Annotated in this window: 10 protein-coding genes; 6 read left to right on the top strand and 4 right to left on the bottom strand. The window is 66.9% G+C overall.

The features are described from left to right. Positions 1 to 5: 5 nt before the first annotated feature. A complete protein-coding gene (locus JC616_RS13495) occupies positions 6 to 815 on the bottom strand; it encodes a carbon-nitrogen hydrolase family protein (protein WP_227103584.1) in 810 nt (269 codons plus the stop codon). After that, positions 812 to 4,690 carry a YhdP family protein gene (locus tag JC616_RS13500; protein ID WP_227103586.1) on the bottom strand — a complete coding sequence of 1,293 codons (3,879 nt, stop codon included), beginning with the start codon at positions 4,688 to 4,690 and terminating at the stop codon, positions 812 to 814. Before JC616_RS13500 ends, JC616_RS13495 begins: the two co-directional genes overlap by 4 nt. A 57-nt stretch (positions 4,691 to 4,747) precedes the next feature. Between JC616_RS13500 and glnE the strand changes: the two genes are divergently transcribed. The 6 genes from glnE (at position 4,748) to JC616_RS13530 (ending at position 11,343) form a co-directional block, all read left to right on the top strand. After that, positions 4,748 to 7,438 carry a bifunctional [glutamate--ammonia ligase]-adenylyl-L-tyrosine phosphorylase/[glutamate--ammonia-ligase] adenylyltransferase gene (gene glnE / locus JC616_RS13505; RefSeq protein WP_227103588.1) on the top strand — a complete coding sequence of 897 codons (2,691 nt, stop codon included), beginning with the start codon at positions 4,748 to 4,750 and terminating at the stop codon, positions 7,436 to 7,438. 244 nt (positions 7,439 to 7,682) lie between these two features. Then, positions 7,683 to 8,606 carry a branched-chain amino acid transaminase gene (locus JC616_RS13510; protein WP_107798762.1) on the top strand — a complete coding sequence of 308 codons (924 nt, stop codon included), beginning with the start codon at positions 7,683 to 7,685 and terminating at the stop codon, positions 8,604 to 8,606. Between the two features lie 43 nt (positions 8,607 to 8,649). After that, on the top strand, positions 8,650 to 8,850 hold the full coding sequence (locus tag JC616_RS13515) for a zinc-finger domain-containing protein (RefSeq protein ID WP_019104039.1): 201 nt from the start codon (positions 8,650 to 8,652) through the stop codon (positions 8,848 to 8,850). 130 nt (positions 8,851 to 8,980) lie between these two features. After that, the gene (gene waaF, locus JC616_RS13520) at positions 8,981 to 10,018 is read left to right on the top strand and encodes a lipopolysaccharide heptosyltransferase II (RefSeq protein ID WP_107798761.1); all 1,038 of its coding nucleotides are present in this window, start codon (positions 8,981 to 8,983) and stop codon (positions 10,016 to 10,018) included. Next, positions 10,018 to 10,611 (top strand): TetR/AcrR family transcriptional regulator, encoded by a 594-nt coding sequence (locus JC616_RS13525; protein ID WP_107798760.1) that lies wholly within the window; start codon positions 10,018 to 10,020, stop codon positions 10,609 to 10,611. The genes waaF and JC616_RS13525 overlap by 1 nt, the downstream gene beginning before the upstream one ends. 123 nt (positions 10,612 to 10,734) lie before the next feature. Next, positions 10,735 to 11,343: a hypothetical protein gene (locus JC616_RS13530; RefSeq protein ID WP_227103590.1), complete on the top strand. Its 609-nt coding sequence runs from the start codon at positions 10,735 to 10,737 to the stop codon at positions 11,341 to 11,343. 105 nt (positions 11,344 to 11,448) lie between these two features. On the opposite strand, the gene JC616_RS13535 is transcribed toward JC616_RS13530, so the two are convergent. Both JC616_RS13535 and JC616_RS13540 read right to left on the bottom strand, forming a co-directional pair. Continuing rightward, positions 11,449 to 12,009, bottom strand: a complete 561-nt coding sequence (locus tag JC616_RS13535) for a cob(I)yrinic acid a,c-diamide adenosyltransferase (protein ID WP_107798758.1) — start codon at positions 12,007 to 12,009, stop codon at positions 11,449 to 11,451. Continuing rightward, a complete protein-coding gene (locus JC616_RS13540) occupies positions 12,002 to 15,049 on the bottom strand; it encodes a hypothetical protein (protein ID WP_227103592.1) in 3,048 nt (1,015 codons plus the stop codon). The genes JC616_RS13535 and JC616_RS13540 overlap by 8 nt, the downstream gene beginning before the upstream one ends. Positions 15,050 to 15,051: the final 2 nt, after the last annotated feature.

The raw sequence follows: 15,051 nt of genomic DNA on the forward strand, positions 1-15,051 counted from the left end.
TTCTTTCACGCGAGTACGCGGTGCGCCAGCGCCGGCAGGCGGGTGCGCACCGACTGGATCAATGTCGGGTCGATTTCGGCGAGGATCACGCCCTCGCCCTTGTCTATTTCGGCCAGCACGCGGCCCCAGGGATCGATGATCATCGAATGCCCGTGGGTCTTGCGGCCGTTGTCGTGTTCTCCGCCCTGCGCCGAGGCCAGCACATAGCTCTGGTTCTCGATAGCGCGCGCGCGCAACAGCGGCTCCCAATGCGCCTCGCCGGTGGTGGCGGTGAAGGCCGCCGGCAAAATCATCAGATCATAGGGCGACAACTGGCGGAACAGTTCAGGGAAACGCAGATCGTAGCAGATGCCGAAGGCCATCTCGGCGAAACCCAGATCCGCCTTGACCGGCTGCTCGCCCGGACGGATGGTGTTGGATTCGCAATAACTCTCGCCCAGGCCGGAGAAGCCGAACAAATGGATCTTGTCGTAGCGGGCGCGCACCTCGCCGTCCGGGTCGAACAGCAAGGTGGTGTTCAGCACCCGCTGCGGTTCCGGGCTGCGCAAGGGCACGGTGCCGGCCGCCAGCCACACGCCGTTCTCCTGCGCCATCCTCGCCAGCGCGCTCTGGATGGGGCCGTCGCCGTAGGCTTCGCACACGGCCACCTTATCGGTTTCCTGCCGCCCCATCAGGCAAAAATACTCGGGCAAGACCACCAGCCGCGCGCCCTTGCCGGCGGCTTCCGCCACCCAATGCGCGGCGCGCTGCAAATTGGCCGTCACGTCGGAGCCGGACACCATCTGCACCGCCGCCGCCAGGAATTTTTGCTTCATGGTTTCCCCCCTTTGTTCTGCTGTATCGGACCGATCGCCGTGCGCACCACCTTGGGGTCGCGCAAGGAGCCGCTCACTTCGTAATCCACCGACAGGATGCGGCCCACCGGATCGCGCAGCACTTTCTGCGCCGCCAGCGTGGCGATGCCCACCACCGGATTGAGCAGGGCCGCCCCCGCCGCCAGCGCCACGCTTTCCGCCAGCCGCGGCACCACGTGCACTTTCAAGGCCTGGCTTTCCTTGCCCAGGTCCAGTTCTCCGGAAATCGTCACGTCCGCGCCCGGCCCCTTCATCTCCACCTTGGACGAAGTGAACAGACCGTTGCGCGCCTGCGCCTCGCCTTTCAGGCTGTCGAAGGCGAAGCCGTCGCTGAACACGTCGGTGAAGTCCAGCCGGATGCGGCGCGGCAGCGATTGCAGGCTGAGCGCGCCCAGGAGCTTGACCACGCCCGGGTCCACCTTGGCGAAGCGTCCGTCCTTGAAGTCTAGCGCCAATTCGCCGGATACCTTGGCCAAATCCAGATCGCCCAGGCCGCCGGGCCAATTCAAGCGGCCGTTGAGCGTGCCCTGGCCGTTGCGGAAAATCTCGCCCTGACCCAGCCGCGTCAGCAGCTTGCCGGCGTCGCCGACGAGCAATTCGAAGCGGGCGTCGACATTGCCGGCGCCGCGCGCGTCCGAACGCACCGTGGCCTTCAGCGTGCCGTCGTTGGTGGTCAGCCGCAAGGGCGCCATCTGCCAGACGCTGCCGTCGCGGCGCGCCTCCAGCTCCAGCCGGCCCACCGAGCGCCCCTGCAACACCAGTTCGCCGACGCGCACCTTCATCTCCGGCAGCCGGCGGTTCAGCACCGAGGCTTCGCCGCCGGCCGCGGCCTTGGCCTCCGCCGCGCCCTCCTTCTTCTCCTTGTCCGCCGGCAGGTTCAAGGCCAGACGACTGAGATTGGCCTGCAGCAGGCCGTTGCCTTCCGGCCGGTAGCTGGCGTCGCCGCTCATCTCGTTGGAGCGCAGCTGTACGGTCCAGGCCTTGGACAGCTCGCGGTTGCCCAAGCGGGCGTTGACCTTGTGCAGGCTCAGGCCCGGCAATACCAATTCCGGCGTTTCCAGTTCCAGCTGCAAGGCCGGCAGGGCCGCAGGCTCTCCGCCGCCGCTGGACTGCGCGGCGCCGTCGGCCAGTTTCAGCCAATCGTCCAGCACCACCTTGGGCTGCGCCACCCGCACCGCCAGGCCGGACGCCGCCGGCTCGCCCGGCGCGCGGCCCACGCCCAGCGCGCCGGCCTGCAAATCGCCGTGTTCGTTCAAACGCAGGCGGCCGGCTATCATGCCGTCCAGACTGAAGTCCAGCCGCTGGGTCTGGACGCCGCGCATCTGCTGCGGCCGCAGCTGCAATTGCAGCGGCAAGGCCGCGCCGGCGCTCTTGGCCAGCGGCGGCGGCAAATCGAAGGCGGTGCCCTGCAAGTCCGAACTCACCGCCAGGCTTTCCAAGCCCTGCTTGACGATGAACTGCGCGCGGTAGCCGGACTTGCCCGACACCTGCTCCGCCAGCGCCGGCAGATACTGCTTCAGCACTTGACGCGAATCGGCCTGGCCGGCCAGTTCGAAACGCATGCGCTTGTCTGCGCCGGTGTTGGCCTTCAACTGGAACGGACCGCCGAAGCCGACGAACTGCAGGCCCGGGCTGTCCACGCCGCGTTCGGTAAAGGTCAGCCGGCCGCGCGCCTTGCTCAGCGGCGGAATCGGCAGGGATTTGAAGCGCAGCGCGTTGTCGGCGAAGCGGATGTCGCCGCGCACCGTCACGCCCTGTTCGCCGGCCAGCGGTATCCCCAGTTTCAAGTCCAGGCTGGCGTCGCCGCCGGCTTCGATCTGGCCGGTGAAGCCATCCAGCCAGCCGTCCACCGGGCTTTGCGTGGTGAAGGCCAGCATGCGCTGCAGACGGTCGGCCGCGCGGCCCTCCACCGTCAGCATGGGCACGTCGGCGCCCAGATTGTCTATCACCGCCTTGACGCCGCTCAGCGGCACGCCCACGGTGACGGCGCGGCGCGCGTTCACCTCCATCCGTTCATTGCGGAACAGCAATTGGGCGTCGATGTCGTCGATGCGCGGCCAGCCGGACTGATAGCTGAGACGCGCGCGCTCCACCTCGGCCTCCACCAGAAACTCGCCGCCCTTGCCGCCGGCAAAGGGGAACTGCTCCAGATCGCCGCGCAGCTTCATCGTCGCCTGGCGCAGCTGCCCGCCCTGCAAGGCCTGGCGCAGCCAGCGCAAAGTGTGCTCGCCCACCTCGTGCGGCAGATACTCCGCCACCCTGGCCGCCGGCACTCCGGCAATGCTGGCGCGCAGATCGGCTACGCCGGCCCCGGCGCCCTGATGCCGATAACTGCCTTGCAGGCTGCCGGACAAATCGGCGTTGGAGAAGGCGGCCTGGCGGAAGTCCAAGACCACCGCCTGCCCTTCCCGCCGCCAGCCCACGTCGGCGGTCAGCTTGTCGAAATTCAACGGCGCGACAAAAACCGATGGATAGCTGACCTGGGACTTGCCGGTGTCCAGCTGCAGGCGGCCACCTTTTTCGTCGAAGCTGATCGCGCCGCTGACGCCGGACACGCCGGGCAGCTCCCCGAACGGCTGCCAGGCCAGCTTTTCAAAACGGGATTTGAGTTTGAAGGCCTTGGGCGCTTCCAACGCGCCCTTCCAGCTGACGGTCAGGTCGCGCAGCGCGCCGCTGGGCGAGAAACGCGCGAACAAGGGGTTGCGGTCGGCGCCCAGCGCGTGGATGAAGGGGGTCAGGTGGCTGAGGTCCACATTGTCCAGCGTCAGTTGGCCGAAGCCTTGCTCGCCGTAACGCCACTCGCCGTCGATATTGGAATTGTCGAAAGCCAGGCCGCTGGCGCTGGCCAGGCTCAGCCGGCTGGCCTTGACCTTATAGCTGCCGCTGAGCTGGCGCGTCAGCTGCAACTCGCCCTGCAGCCGCGGCAGCACCAGTTCGTGGGAATCCGGCGGCGTGTAGGCGGCGTCGTGGACGTTGACGCTGGCTTTCAAGGCGTCGATGGCGCCGTCGGAGAAGGACATCTCCACCGTGCCGCTGCCCTCGCCGCTGCGCAGCATGCCCAGTTGTTGCAGATAACGCGTCCACGACCCCACCTTGGCGCCGTCCAGCGCCACCTTGAGCGAGCCCGACCACTGCTGCCAGGCGGCGATGTCGTCGCCGCGCCAGGACGCCGTCAGATCGAAGCCCTTGCCCAAGGACGCCGCCGGCTGGCCGGACAGCTTCAGGCCGTGGCCGAACAGGCCGGCGCTCAGCTTGAGCTGGCCCTGGCTCAGGTCCAGCCGCGGCAGGCCCAGCAATTCATCCTGCCAGCTCAGCCGCGCGTCGCTGATCTCCAGGCTGGGCTGGCGCAGCAGCCAATTGCCCAGGCCGCTGTCGGCGGAGCCGGAACTCAGATCGAAGCCGTTCAGATAGATCACGCCCTGGCGCGAGCGCAGCAGCTCCACCGTAGGGCCCTTGACCACCACGCTGGCCAGCCGCGGCTCCAGCGCCAGCAAGGAACGCCACGACGGCTCCAGCGACACCTGGCGCAAGGTCAGCGCCTTGCCGTCCTGCGGATTGGCGATGGTGACGCCGCCCAGCTCGAAACGCGGCCCCACGGTCAGCCATTCGCCGGACAAGGCCGCCACCTGCACCGGCCGCCCCAGCGACTGGCTCAGATAACGCTCCAGCGGCTGGCGAAACTGGTTCAGATTGGGCAGCACCCAGAAAGTGAACGCGCAAAAGGCCGCCAGCAGCAGCGTCAAGGCGGCGGCGGCGGCCATTCCCAACAGCGCACAGGTCCGTTTCAGGACCTTGATCACATGGATATGGGACAGAACGGAGAAGAGCTTTTCCAAATGCGGCAAACCGTTACAATGTGGCCATCAAGAATTGACATGCCGTAGAGGCCTATTATGCCAGCAAACACGGCCGCTGCCATTGCCCGCAGCCGCGAGTTCTCTCACTATCTGCAGCGTCTGCTGACCGCCCGCCCCGAAGAATTGGAGCGGCTGCAAGCCAGGCTAGGCCGGCCTTTCGACGCGGCGGAGATGGAAGCCTTCGCCGACTGGCAGGCACTGAGCGACGCCGAAGGGCTGGCGCCGGCGCTGCGGCGGCTGCGCCAGGCGGTGGTGGCGCGGCTGATCTGCCGCGATCTCAACGGCCTGGCGGATCTGGACGAAGTGGTGTCCACCGTCAGCGCGCTGGCCGATTTCGCCGTCGAACGGGCGCTGGTCTGCGCCCGCGCCGGCCTCGCCCACTACGGCCAGCCGATAGGCGAGGATAGCGGCGAGGTCCAGCAATTGATCGTCATCGGCATGGGCAAGCTGGGCGGCGGCGAACTCAACGTCAGTTCCGACATCGACCTGATCTTCGTCTACCCGGAAAGCGGCGACACCGACGGCGCCGCCCATGGCGGCCGCGCCATCAGCAACCACGAATACTTCACCCAGGTGGGCAAGAAGCTGATCGCCCTGCTCAACGACGTCACCGCCGACGGCCAGGTGTTCCGCGTCGACATGCGGCTGCGGCCCTACGGCGACTCCGGCCCGCTGGCGATGAGCTTCGCCGCCTTGGAAAACTATCTGCTGAGCCAGGGCCGGGAATGGGAGCGCTACGCCTGGATCAAGGCCAGGCCGCTCAGCGGCGACGCGGCGGCGCTGGCCGACACGGCGCGCCCCTTCGTCTACCGCAAATACCTGGACTACAGCGCCTACGGCGCGATGCGCGAACTGCACGCGCAGATCCGCCGCGAAGTGGCCCGCCGCGACATGGCCGACAACATCAAGCTGGGCCCCGGCGGCATCCGCGAAGTGGAATTCATCGCCCAGGTCTTCCAGCTGATACGCGGCGGCCGCGACCGCAGCCTGCAACTGCGCGGCACCCGCGAAACCTTGCGCCGGCTGGGCGAACTGCGGCTGCTGGAACCCGCCGCCGTCGCCGAACTGCAGGAAGCCTACGCCTTCCTGCGCAATCTGGAACACCGGCTGCAATATCTGGACGATCAACAGACCCAGACCCTGCCCGCCGCCGCGGACAACCGCGCCCGCATCGCCGCCGCCATGGGCTGCGCCGACTGGGAGCAGTTCATGAACCGGCTCAACCAGCAGCGCCGCAAAGTCACCCGCCACTTCGAGCAAGTGTTCATCCTGCCCACCGAGGGCGCCGCCGACCATCCGCTCACCGAACTCTGGAGCGACATCGCCGAGGAATTGCCGGTGGAGAGGCTGCGCCAGCTGGGCTTCGCCGAACCGGAACAAGTGGCGCGCCAGCTGCAAAGCCTGGCCCAGGGGCAGCGCTACCAGCAGATGCCGCTGAACGGCCGCAAGCAGTTCGATCAATTGATGCCGGCGCTGATCGAAGTCGCCTCCCGTTTCGACAACGCCGACGCCACGCTGACCCGCATCATCGCCTTGATGGAAGCGATCAGCCGCCGCGCCTCCTACCTGGCGCTGCTGACCGAATACCCGCAGACCCTGCAACGGCTGGCCTCGCTCTACTCGTCCAGCGCCTGGGTTTCCGGCTATCTGACCCGCCACCCGATACTGCTGGACGAGCTATTGGACGCGCGCGTGCTCTACGCCACGCCGGACTGGCCGCAGCTGGCGGAACAACTGGAACAGCAGCTGAGCCAGGCCGACGGCGACGTGGAGGCCAAGATGGACGCGCTGCGCCACTTCCAGCACGCGCAATCCTTCCGCCTGGTGGCGCAGGACCTGGCCGGCATGTGGACGGTGGAGGCGCTGTCCGATCAACTGTCGCTGCTGGCCGACATCGTGCTGGCGGCCACGCTGCGCCACGCCTGGCTGGACATCCCCAGCCGCCACTGCGACACGCCGCGTTTCGCCATCATCGGCTACGGCAAGCTGGGCGGCAAAGAGCTGGGCTACGCCTCGGACCTGGACCTGATCTTCCTCTACGACGACGAGCACCCGGACGCCGCCGAACTCTATTCGCGGCTGGCGCGCAAAATGTCCACCTGGCTGACCAGCGCCACCGCCGCCGGCGTGCTCTACGACATCGACCTGCGGCTGCGCCCCAACGGCGCCAGCGGCCTGCTGGTCAGCTCGGTCAACGCCTTCCGCCAATACCAGGAGCAACAGGCCTGGGTCTGGGAACACCAGGCGCTGACCCGCGCCCGCTACGTGGCCGGCGACGCCGAAGTCGGCGTCCAGTTCGAACAGGAACGCCACGCCATCCTCACCCGTCGGCGCGAGCCGGCCGTGTTGCGAGACGAGGTGCTGGCGATGCGCCAGCGCATGCTGGACAGCCACCCCGCCCGCGACGAAGACCCCAAGAACGCGCGCGGCGGCATCATAGACATCGAATTCCTGGTCCAATACCTGATCCTGACCCACGCCCACGCGCTGCCGGCGCTGACCGCCAACGCCGGCAATATCGCGCTGCTGGCCACCGCCGCCGAGGCCGGGCTGATCCCCGCCGCCGACGCCGAAGCCGCGCGCAACGCCTACCGCCACTACCGCCGGCTGCAACACGCCGCCCGACTCAACGAAAAGCAGACCGTGACGCCGGACGCCGCCTTGCTGGAGGACTACGGCCTCTGCCGATCCTTGTGGCGGCAAGTATTCGAGCAAGCGCTCAAATAACGGTTCACAGCGTCATGAGGGCGAGATAAACTCATTGGATAAGAACCTAGTTCAAAGTCTGCTGCGCTTCAGCGATACGGCGTTGAAAACCAGCTCAAAATGCTCATGTACCACGAGTACATTCCGCTTTTTCGCTCGTTTTCGCCTTGTCTCGCCCTTGCTCGCGAGACTTTGAAAAGGTTCTGAGGTCGGACAAGATCCGGCCCCATCCCAAAGCGAAAACACAATATTGGAGAACACCAAGATGTCGATGGCTGATCGTGACGGAAAAATCTGGTATGACGGCGAAATGGTGGACTGGCGCGACGCCACCACCCACGTGCTGACCCACACCCTGCACTACGGCATGGGCGTGTTCGAAGGCGTGCGCGCTTACGAAACCCCCAAGGGTCCGGCCATCTTCCGTCTGGAAGACCATACCGCGCGGCTGTTCCGCTCCGCCAAGATCCTGGGTATGGCGCTGCCGTTCACGCCGGAACAGATCAGCCAGGCCCATCTGGACGTGGTCAAGGCCAACGGCCTGAAATCCTGCTATTTCCGCCCGATGGCCTTCTACGGCTCCGGCAAGCTGGGTGTGGCGCCGCTGAAGAACGACGTGCGCGTGATCGTGGCCGCCTGGCCCTGGGGCGCCTATCTGGGCGACGAAGGCCTGGAAAAAGGCATACGCGTGAAGACCTCCTCCTTCACCCGCCACCACGTCAACATCACCATGTGCAAGGCCAAGGCCAACGGCAACTACATGAACTCCATCCTGGCCAACAACGAAGCCACCGCCGACGGCTACGACGAGGCGCTGCTGCTGGACGTGGATGGTTTCGTGGCGGAAGGTTCCGGCGAAAACATCTTCATCATCCGCAAGGGCAAGCTGTACACTCCGGACCTGACCAGCGCGCTGGAAGGCATCACTCGCGACACCGTGGTGCAGATCTCCAAGGAAATGGGCCTGGAACTGATAGAAAAGCGCATCACCCGCGACGAGGTCTACAGCGCGGACGAAGCCTTCTTCACCGGCACCGCCGCCGAAGTGACCCCGATCCGCGAACTCGACAGACGCGCGATCGGCGACGGCAATCGTGGTACCATCACCGCCGAAATCCAGAAGCGCTACTTCGACATCGTCAAAGGACTGGATGCCGAACACCAGCACTGGCTGACCTACGTCAACTAAGCAAGACGAGCCGCCCGTGCGGCGGCTCCGCAAGGAATACAGAATGGCTGAACAGAAAGAAAACACTCAACGCGTGATCGAAGTCACCCAGCACGACCTGCCGCTGCATTGCCCGATGCCGGACATGGTGTCCTGGAACTCCCACCCGCGCGTGTTCCTGCCCGTGCACAAGACCGGCGAAGCGCTGTGCCCCTATTGCGGCACCCGCTACAAGCTGAACGGCCCGGCAGGCGGCCACCACTGAGACCGGCTCCGCGCCGGCAACGCAGCTAAGGTGTGGCGCGAGCCGCACCTTTTTTGCTTGCCGGCCCGCCTCGTCTGCAAACCCAAGCCGGGCCGCGCCCCGGTTTCGGTTTGCAATCGGAACATCTGCAATGAAGAAGAAAATCCTCGTCATCGGCCCTTCCTGGGTCGGCGACAGCGTCATGGCGCAACCGCTGTACCAAAGACTGCACCAACGCCACCCCGATCTGGAGCTGCACGTGTTCGCGCCGGCCTGGACCCTGCCCTTGCTGGCGCGGATGCCGGAAGTGGCCAAGGCCCATCTCAACCCCTTCGGCCACGGCGCGCTGCGCCTGGGCGAGCGCTGGAAAGTGGCGCGCCAGCTGGCCGCCGAACGCTTCGATCAAGCCATCGTGCTGCCCAACTCGCTGAAATCCGCCTTGATTCCGCTGTTCGCCGGCATCCCGCTGCGCACCGGCTTCCTCGGCGAATCGCGCTACTGGATTCTCAACGACGCGCGCGAACTGGACGAGCAGGCGCTGCCGATGATGGTGGAACGCTTTTGCGCGCTGGCCGAAGACAAGGGCGAGCCGCTGCCGCGGCCGCTCAGCCATCCGCGGCTGGCGCTCACCGACGCCAGCCAGCGGGCGGCGCTGGACAAGCTGCAACTGGACGCCGGCCGCCCCGCGGTCGCCTTCTGCCCCGGCGCCGAGTACGGCCCGGCCAAGCGCTGGCCGGCCCGGCACTTCGCCGAACTGGCGCGCCGCTTCGACGCCGCCGGCTACGCGGTGTGGCTGTTCGGCTCCGGCAAGGACCGCGAAGTGGGCGACGACATCAGCCGCCTGTCCGGCGGCCTGGCCGTCAACCTCTGCGGCGCCACCGGTCTGGAAGAAGCGATAGACCTGATAGGCCTGACCCGGCTCGCCGTCTGCAACGATTCCGGCCTGATGCACGTGGCCGCGGCGCTGGACAAGCCGCTGGTGGCGCTGTACGGCTCCTCCAGCCCCGACTTCACACCGCCCTTGTCGACGCGGGCCGCCATCGTCTCCCTCAACCTGGATTGCAGCCCCTGTTTCGAACGGACCTGTCCGTACGGCCATACCGATTGCCTGGAAAAAATGGAGCCGGAACGGGTCTGGCAAGCCGCGCTTCCGCTGCTGCCCGCCCACTCCCAAGAAAAAACACAATAATGAGCACAGACAACACCGCACCCGTCGAAGAAAACAGCCGCCGCATGGAGCTGATCCGCGCCGCGGCGATACTGTTCCGCGACCAGGGCTACGAGCGCACCACGGTGCGCGACCTGGGCAACGCGGTCGGCATGCAGTCCGGCAGCCTGTTCTACCACTTCCGCACCAAGGAGGAAATCCTGGTCGCGGTGATGGCGCTGGGCATCACCAGCACCACCGAACAGCTGAAGCGCGCGCTGGACGCGGCCGGATCGCCGCGGGCCAAGCTGGCCGCGCTGTTCCGCGTCCACCTCAATTCGCTGCTGGGAGACAATCAGGCGGCGCTGGAAGTGATGCTCTACGAATGGCGCAGCGTGTCCGCCGCCGCCCGGCCCGGCCTGATCGTGTTGCGCGACCGCTACGAAGCGCTGTGGCAGCAAGCGCTGGACGAAGCCGCCGCCGCCGGCCTGGTCAAGCCCGACACCGCGCTACTGCGCCGCACCCTGCTGGGCAGCCTGCACTGGTCGGTGCAGTGGTACCGCTCCCAAGGGCCGCTGAGCGTGGATCAATTGGCCGAACGCATGCTGGAATTGGTATTACTGCCACAAATCTGACCTTTAGGCCTGAAAAAATTCGGCAATCCGGTAAAAAAGATTCTAGAATCAGCGATATAGGGCAACTGGGCTCTATACCGTCCTGCGCGACGGCAACGGCACCCACGGTTTGGAGAGAGCGATATGGCAAGCACCGGCAGCATAGGCAGCCTCAACTCTCTGCAGCAATTGCAATCGCTGCAGAACACGCGGCCTGAGCAAAAGACGCTGGAAGAACCGCGGTCCGCCACTCCTGCGGTTTCCCAGCAAAACGTCAGCCAGGCCGCGGTCCGGCAGAACCCCGACACCGCGCGGGTCGAACAGCAGCTGCAACGCCAGCTGAACACCGCGCAGACCAATGCCGCGCAAACCCGCAACGGCGAGCAGCAAAGGGTCAGCCAGGAACAGGCGCAAACCGCCGCCCTGGCCAGCTCCGCCGCGCCGGCCGCCGCGGCCAACGACACCCCGCGGGCTCAGCAGCGCGCGGCGGAAGCGGCCAGCGCCAATCGCGCCGCCAGCGCCCCGCCGGCGACGCCGCCGCGCCCGAACACGGTGCCGGCGGCCAATGAGCAGCAAGCCGTCAACAATCAGGCGGAACAGCAGACCAATCAGACCAACAACAACGCGAACAACGCGGTGGCCCGTTCCCAACAGCAGAACGCCAGCGGCCAGCTGGCGGTCACCCAGTACCAGACCACCCAGTCCCTGCTGCAGAACAGCACCTACCGTCCGCGGGTTTCGGAAGTGGCCTGAGGCCTCCTCACTGAAAAAAACGGCAATCCATGCGGATTGCCGTTTTTCTTGCCGGATCGCCGCTCGGACCATCCCGCCGACGCGCAGCAGACATCGAACAGCCTCTCAGGCCTCTCCGGTTTTGCGCCCCGGTCGCCACAGCACGTCCGGCTCGCCGGCCTGACGGTTCAGATAACGCGACAGCACGAACAGCAGATCGGACAGACGGTTCAGATAACGGCGCGCGGCGTCGGACACCGTCTCCCGCTGCGCCAGCGCCACCACCGCGCGCTCGGCGCGGCGGCATGCCGAACGCGCCTGGTGCGACAGCGCCGCCGCCCGGCAGCCGCCGGGCAGGATGAACTCCTTCAGCGGCGGCAAATCCTCGTTGAGGAAGGCCACCACAGCCTCCAGCGCCTGCACGTGCTCGGCGCCCAAGGCGCTGTAGCCGGGCACCGCCAGCTCCGAGCCCAGGTCGAACAAGTCGTGCTGCGCCTCGGACAGCCAGGTCCTGACCTCATCCGGCAAGGTCTCCGCCAGCAACACGCCCAGCACCGAGTTCAACTCGTCCACCTCGCCCAGCGCGCAAATGCGCAAGCTGTCCTTGCCCACCCTGCTGCCGTCGCCCAGGCCGGTGCTGCCATCGTCGCCGGTGCGGGTGACGATATGCGATAACCTATCACTCATCGCGTTTCCCATCCTTTTCAATCTTGCCCAAAGAATTGATGGTCTGGCGCAAGCTCTCCTTCAAGGCCTCGCCGAACAACATCTCGTAATCCTCCTTGAGCTGATGCATCACGCCGGACAACATCTGCTTGGCCTGCAACTCCAAAGCGTCCTGCAACCACAAGGACAGCTCCACCTTCATCCGCGGCAGCATTTTCTCGTACATGGACTGCAACAAGGCCTGCTCGTCTATCACCGCCACCGTGCCCGGCGGCGCATTCACCGCCTGAGGCGCCATCATCGCGGCGGCCGCGGCGGCCGAAGCCACCTCGGACACTTTCAAGACTTCCACGCCGCGCGCCGGCGGCGCGTCGGAAACGGCTTCCCGCTCGGGTTCTCCCGACGACGCCGCGCCGGCAGCCAGCGCCAGGCCCGCGGCGGCCAGCGCCCCGGCTCCCGCAGCCAACTCCGCGGCCCCCGTCCCATCCGTCTCGGTCTCGGGTTCGGACTCCAGCACCGTCAGTTCGGGAATCTCGCCCTCGGCCAGGGCCAAGGACTCGGGCTCGGCGTCCGCCAAGGGCATTGTCGGCTCAGCCGCTTGCGGCTCCAGCATTTGATCCAATACAGGTTCGGCTACCGCTTCGACTTCCGCCTGCTCGGCAAACTCAGCGTCCAGTTGCGGGGCTTCCGGCTCGGCGGCTTGCAGCTCCAACGCCTCGTCCAGCACAGGCTCGGCTACCGCTTCGGCTTCCGCCGACTCGGCAAACGCAGCGTCCAGATGCGGGGCTTCCGGTTCGGCAGCTTGCGGCTCCAGCGCCTCGTCCAGCACAGGCTCGGCTACCGTTTCGGCTTCCACCGGCTCGGCAAACTCAGCGTCCAGATGCGGGACGTCCAACTCGGCGGCTTGCGGCTCCAGCGCCTCGTCCAACACAGGCGCGGCTACCGCTTCGGCTTCCGCCGGCTCGGCAAACCCAGCATCCAGATGCGGGACTTCCGGCTCAGCGGCTTGCGACTCCAGCACCTCGTCCAGCACAGGCTCTGCTACCGCTTCGGCTTCCGCCTGCTCAGCAAACTCAGCGTCCAGCTGCGGGACTTCCAACTCGGCGGCTTGCGGCTCCAGCACATCTTCCAGTACAGGTTCTGCCGCCGCTTCGGCTTCCGCCGGCTCGGCAAACCCAGCGTCCAGCTGCGAAACGTCCAACTCGGCGGCTTGCGGTTCCAGCGCCTCGTCCAGCACCGGCTCGGCTACCGCTTCAACTTCCGCCGGCTCGGCAAACGCAGCGTCCAGCTGCGGAACTTCCGGTTCGGCAGCTTGCGGCTCCAGCACTTCGCCCAACTCAGGCTCGGCTACCGCTTCGGCTTCCGCCGGCTCGGCAAACGCCGCGTCCAGATGCGGGGCTTCCGTCTCAGCGGCTTGCGGCTCCAGCGCCTCGTCCAGCACAGGCGCGGCTACCGCTTCGGCTTCCGCCGGCTCGGCAAACGCAGCGTCCAGCTGCGGGACTTCCGACTCGGCGGCTTGCGGCTCCAACGCCTCGTCCAGCACAGGCTCTGCTACCGCTTCGGCTTCCGCCGGCTCGGCAAACCCAGCGTCCAGCTGCGGGGCTTCCAGTTCGGCAGCTTGCGACTCCAGCGCCTCATCCAGCACAGGCTCTGCTACCGCTTCGGCTTCCGCCGGCTCGGCAAATTCAGCGTCCAGATGCGGGACTTCCAACTCAGCGGCTTGCGGCTCCAACGCCTCGTCCAGCACAGGCTCGGCTACCGCTTCGGCCTCCACCGGCTCGGCAAACCCAGCGCCCAGATGCGGGGCTTCCAGCTCGGCCACTTGCGGTTCCAGCGCCTCGTCCAACACCGGCTCTGCCGCCGCTTCGGCAAACGCGGCGTCCATCATTGGCGCTTCCGTCTCAGCCGGAGGCTCATGCGCCTCCGCCTCAACGGCCTCCGGCATCGCCAAGACAGGCTCCGTCTGCAAGCCCGCCAGCGCCTGGTCGATCTCGGCCAGCAAGGGCTCCTCTCCCGGCGCGGCAAGCGCCGCGGCGACGGCGGACTCCGGCGAAATCATCGCATCGGGAAGCGCCACCGCCGGTTCAAACACCGCTTCGGGCGCTACGGCCGGCGCGACGTCAAACGCCGGCACAGGCAGCACATCCATCTCGGGCGGCGCTTCGACGGCGCTCTCGCCCTGGAGCGGCGCAAATTGTTCCAGATCGTCCGCCGGCGCACCGGCGGACGGGGCCTCGGCGGGTTCCGGCCAGACGGGGGCGGCTTCCTCCGCCGGGCTCTCCGGCCAATTCGGCAGCAAGCTGTCCACCTGGGTTTCCGGCCCGACTCCGCCGCCCAGCACGCCGGTGGGCAGGCTATCCAAGGAAATGGAAGTGAAAGGCGTCGGCGCGGGCGGCTCGATCAGCGTCTCGGCCACGCCGACATCCGGCGCGGGCGGTACGGCGGTCGGCGCCTCCGCGTCCGGAATCTCGATGCCAACAGGCTCCGGTTCGGCGGCCGCAGGCGCGGCGGCCATTGCCGGCTCAGCCTCGGCGACTAGCGGCACGGCATCGAGCGCCGGAGCAGGCGCCACGGCCGGCGGCTCTTCCGCGATGGACGCGGACTCGTCGGCCAAAGCCTCCGCCGGCGGCTCCTCGCCGGCCGGCTGCAGCGAAAATTCGAAATCGCCGGCTTCCGCCGCTGGCAGCGCCGCCTCCGGCAAGGCCGCGGCGGGGTTCCAGCCGGGCAGCACTTGCTCGATGCCCAGTTCGGAGGCCGGCATGTCGTCCAGATCCAGCGACGGCAGCGAAGCCAGGTCCAGCAAAGGCTCTTCGCCGGGAACGGGAGCGGCGATCAGCTCCTCCAGGCTCAGTTCGGGAATTTCCAGTTCGGCGGGCAGGTCCTGCGGCGGCTCGCCCAACTGGTCGGCCAGCGCGTCCAGTTCGCTGGAGAAATCAAAATCGGGGATGTCGATGACTTCGTCGCCCAAGGTAGGCACTTGCGACTCATCCACCACCTCGGTCAACACCGGCAGGTTGAGGCCGGACCAGTCAGGCTCTTTGGGCTTTGACGGCTCGCTCATGG

Origin of the sequence: Chromobacterium rhizoryzae (assembly GCF_020544465.1) — a bacterium.
Lineage (GTDB): Bacteria > Pseudomonadota > Gammaproteobacteria > Burkholderiales > Chromobacteriaceae > Chromobacterium.

Bases quoted from the DNA above. Each gene is read 5' to 3' on its own strand.
- waaF (WP_107798761.1), top strand. From the start codon at position 8,981: ATGAAGAAGAAAATCCTCGTCATCGGCCCTTCCTGGGTCGGCGACAGC.
- JC616_RS13510 (WP_107798762.1), top strand. From the start codon at position 7,683: ATGTCGATGGCTGATCGTGACGGAAAAATCTGGTATGACGGCGAAATG.
- JC616_RS13530 (WP_227103590.1), top strand. From the start codon at position 10,735: ATGGCAAGCACCGGCAGCATAGGCAGCCTCAACTCTCTGCAGCAATTG.
- JC616_RS13495 (WP_227103584.1), bottom strand. From the start codon at position 815: ATGAAGCAAAAATTCCTGGCGGCGGCGGTGCAGATGGTGTCCGGCTCC.
- JC616_RS13515 (WP_019104039.1), top strand. From the start codon at position 8,650: ATGGCTGAACAGAAAGAAAACACTCAACGCGTGATCGAAGTCACCCAG.
- JC616_RS13540 (WP_227103592.1), bottom strand. From the start codon at position 15,049: ATGAGCGAGCCGTCAAAGCCCAAAGAGCCTGACTGGTCCGGCCTCAAC.
- JC616_RS13525 (WP_107798760.1), top strand. From the start codon at position 10,018: ATGAGCACAGACAACACCGCACCCGTCGAAGAAAACAGCCGCCGCATG.
- glnE (WP_227103588.1), top strand. From the start codon at position 4,748: ATGCCAGCAAACACGGCCGCTGCCATTGCCCGCAGCCGCGAGTTCTCT.
- JC616_RS13535 (WP_107798758.1), bottom strand. From the start codon at position 12,009: ATGAGTGATAGGTTATCGCATATCGTCACCCGCACCGGCGACGATGGC.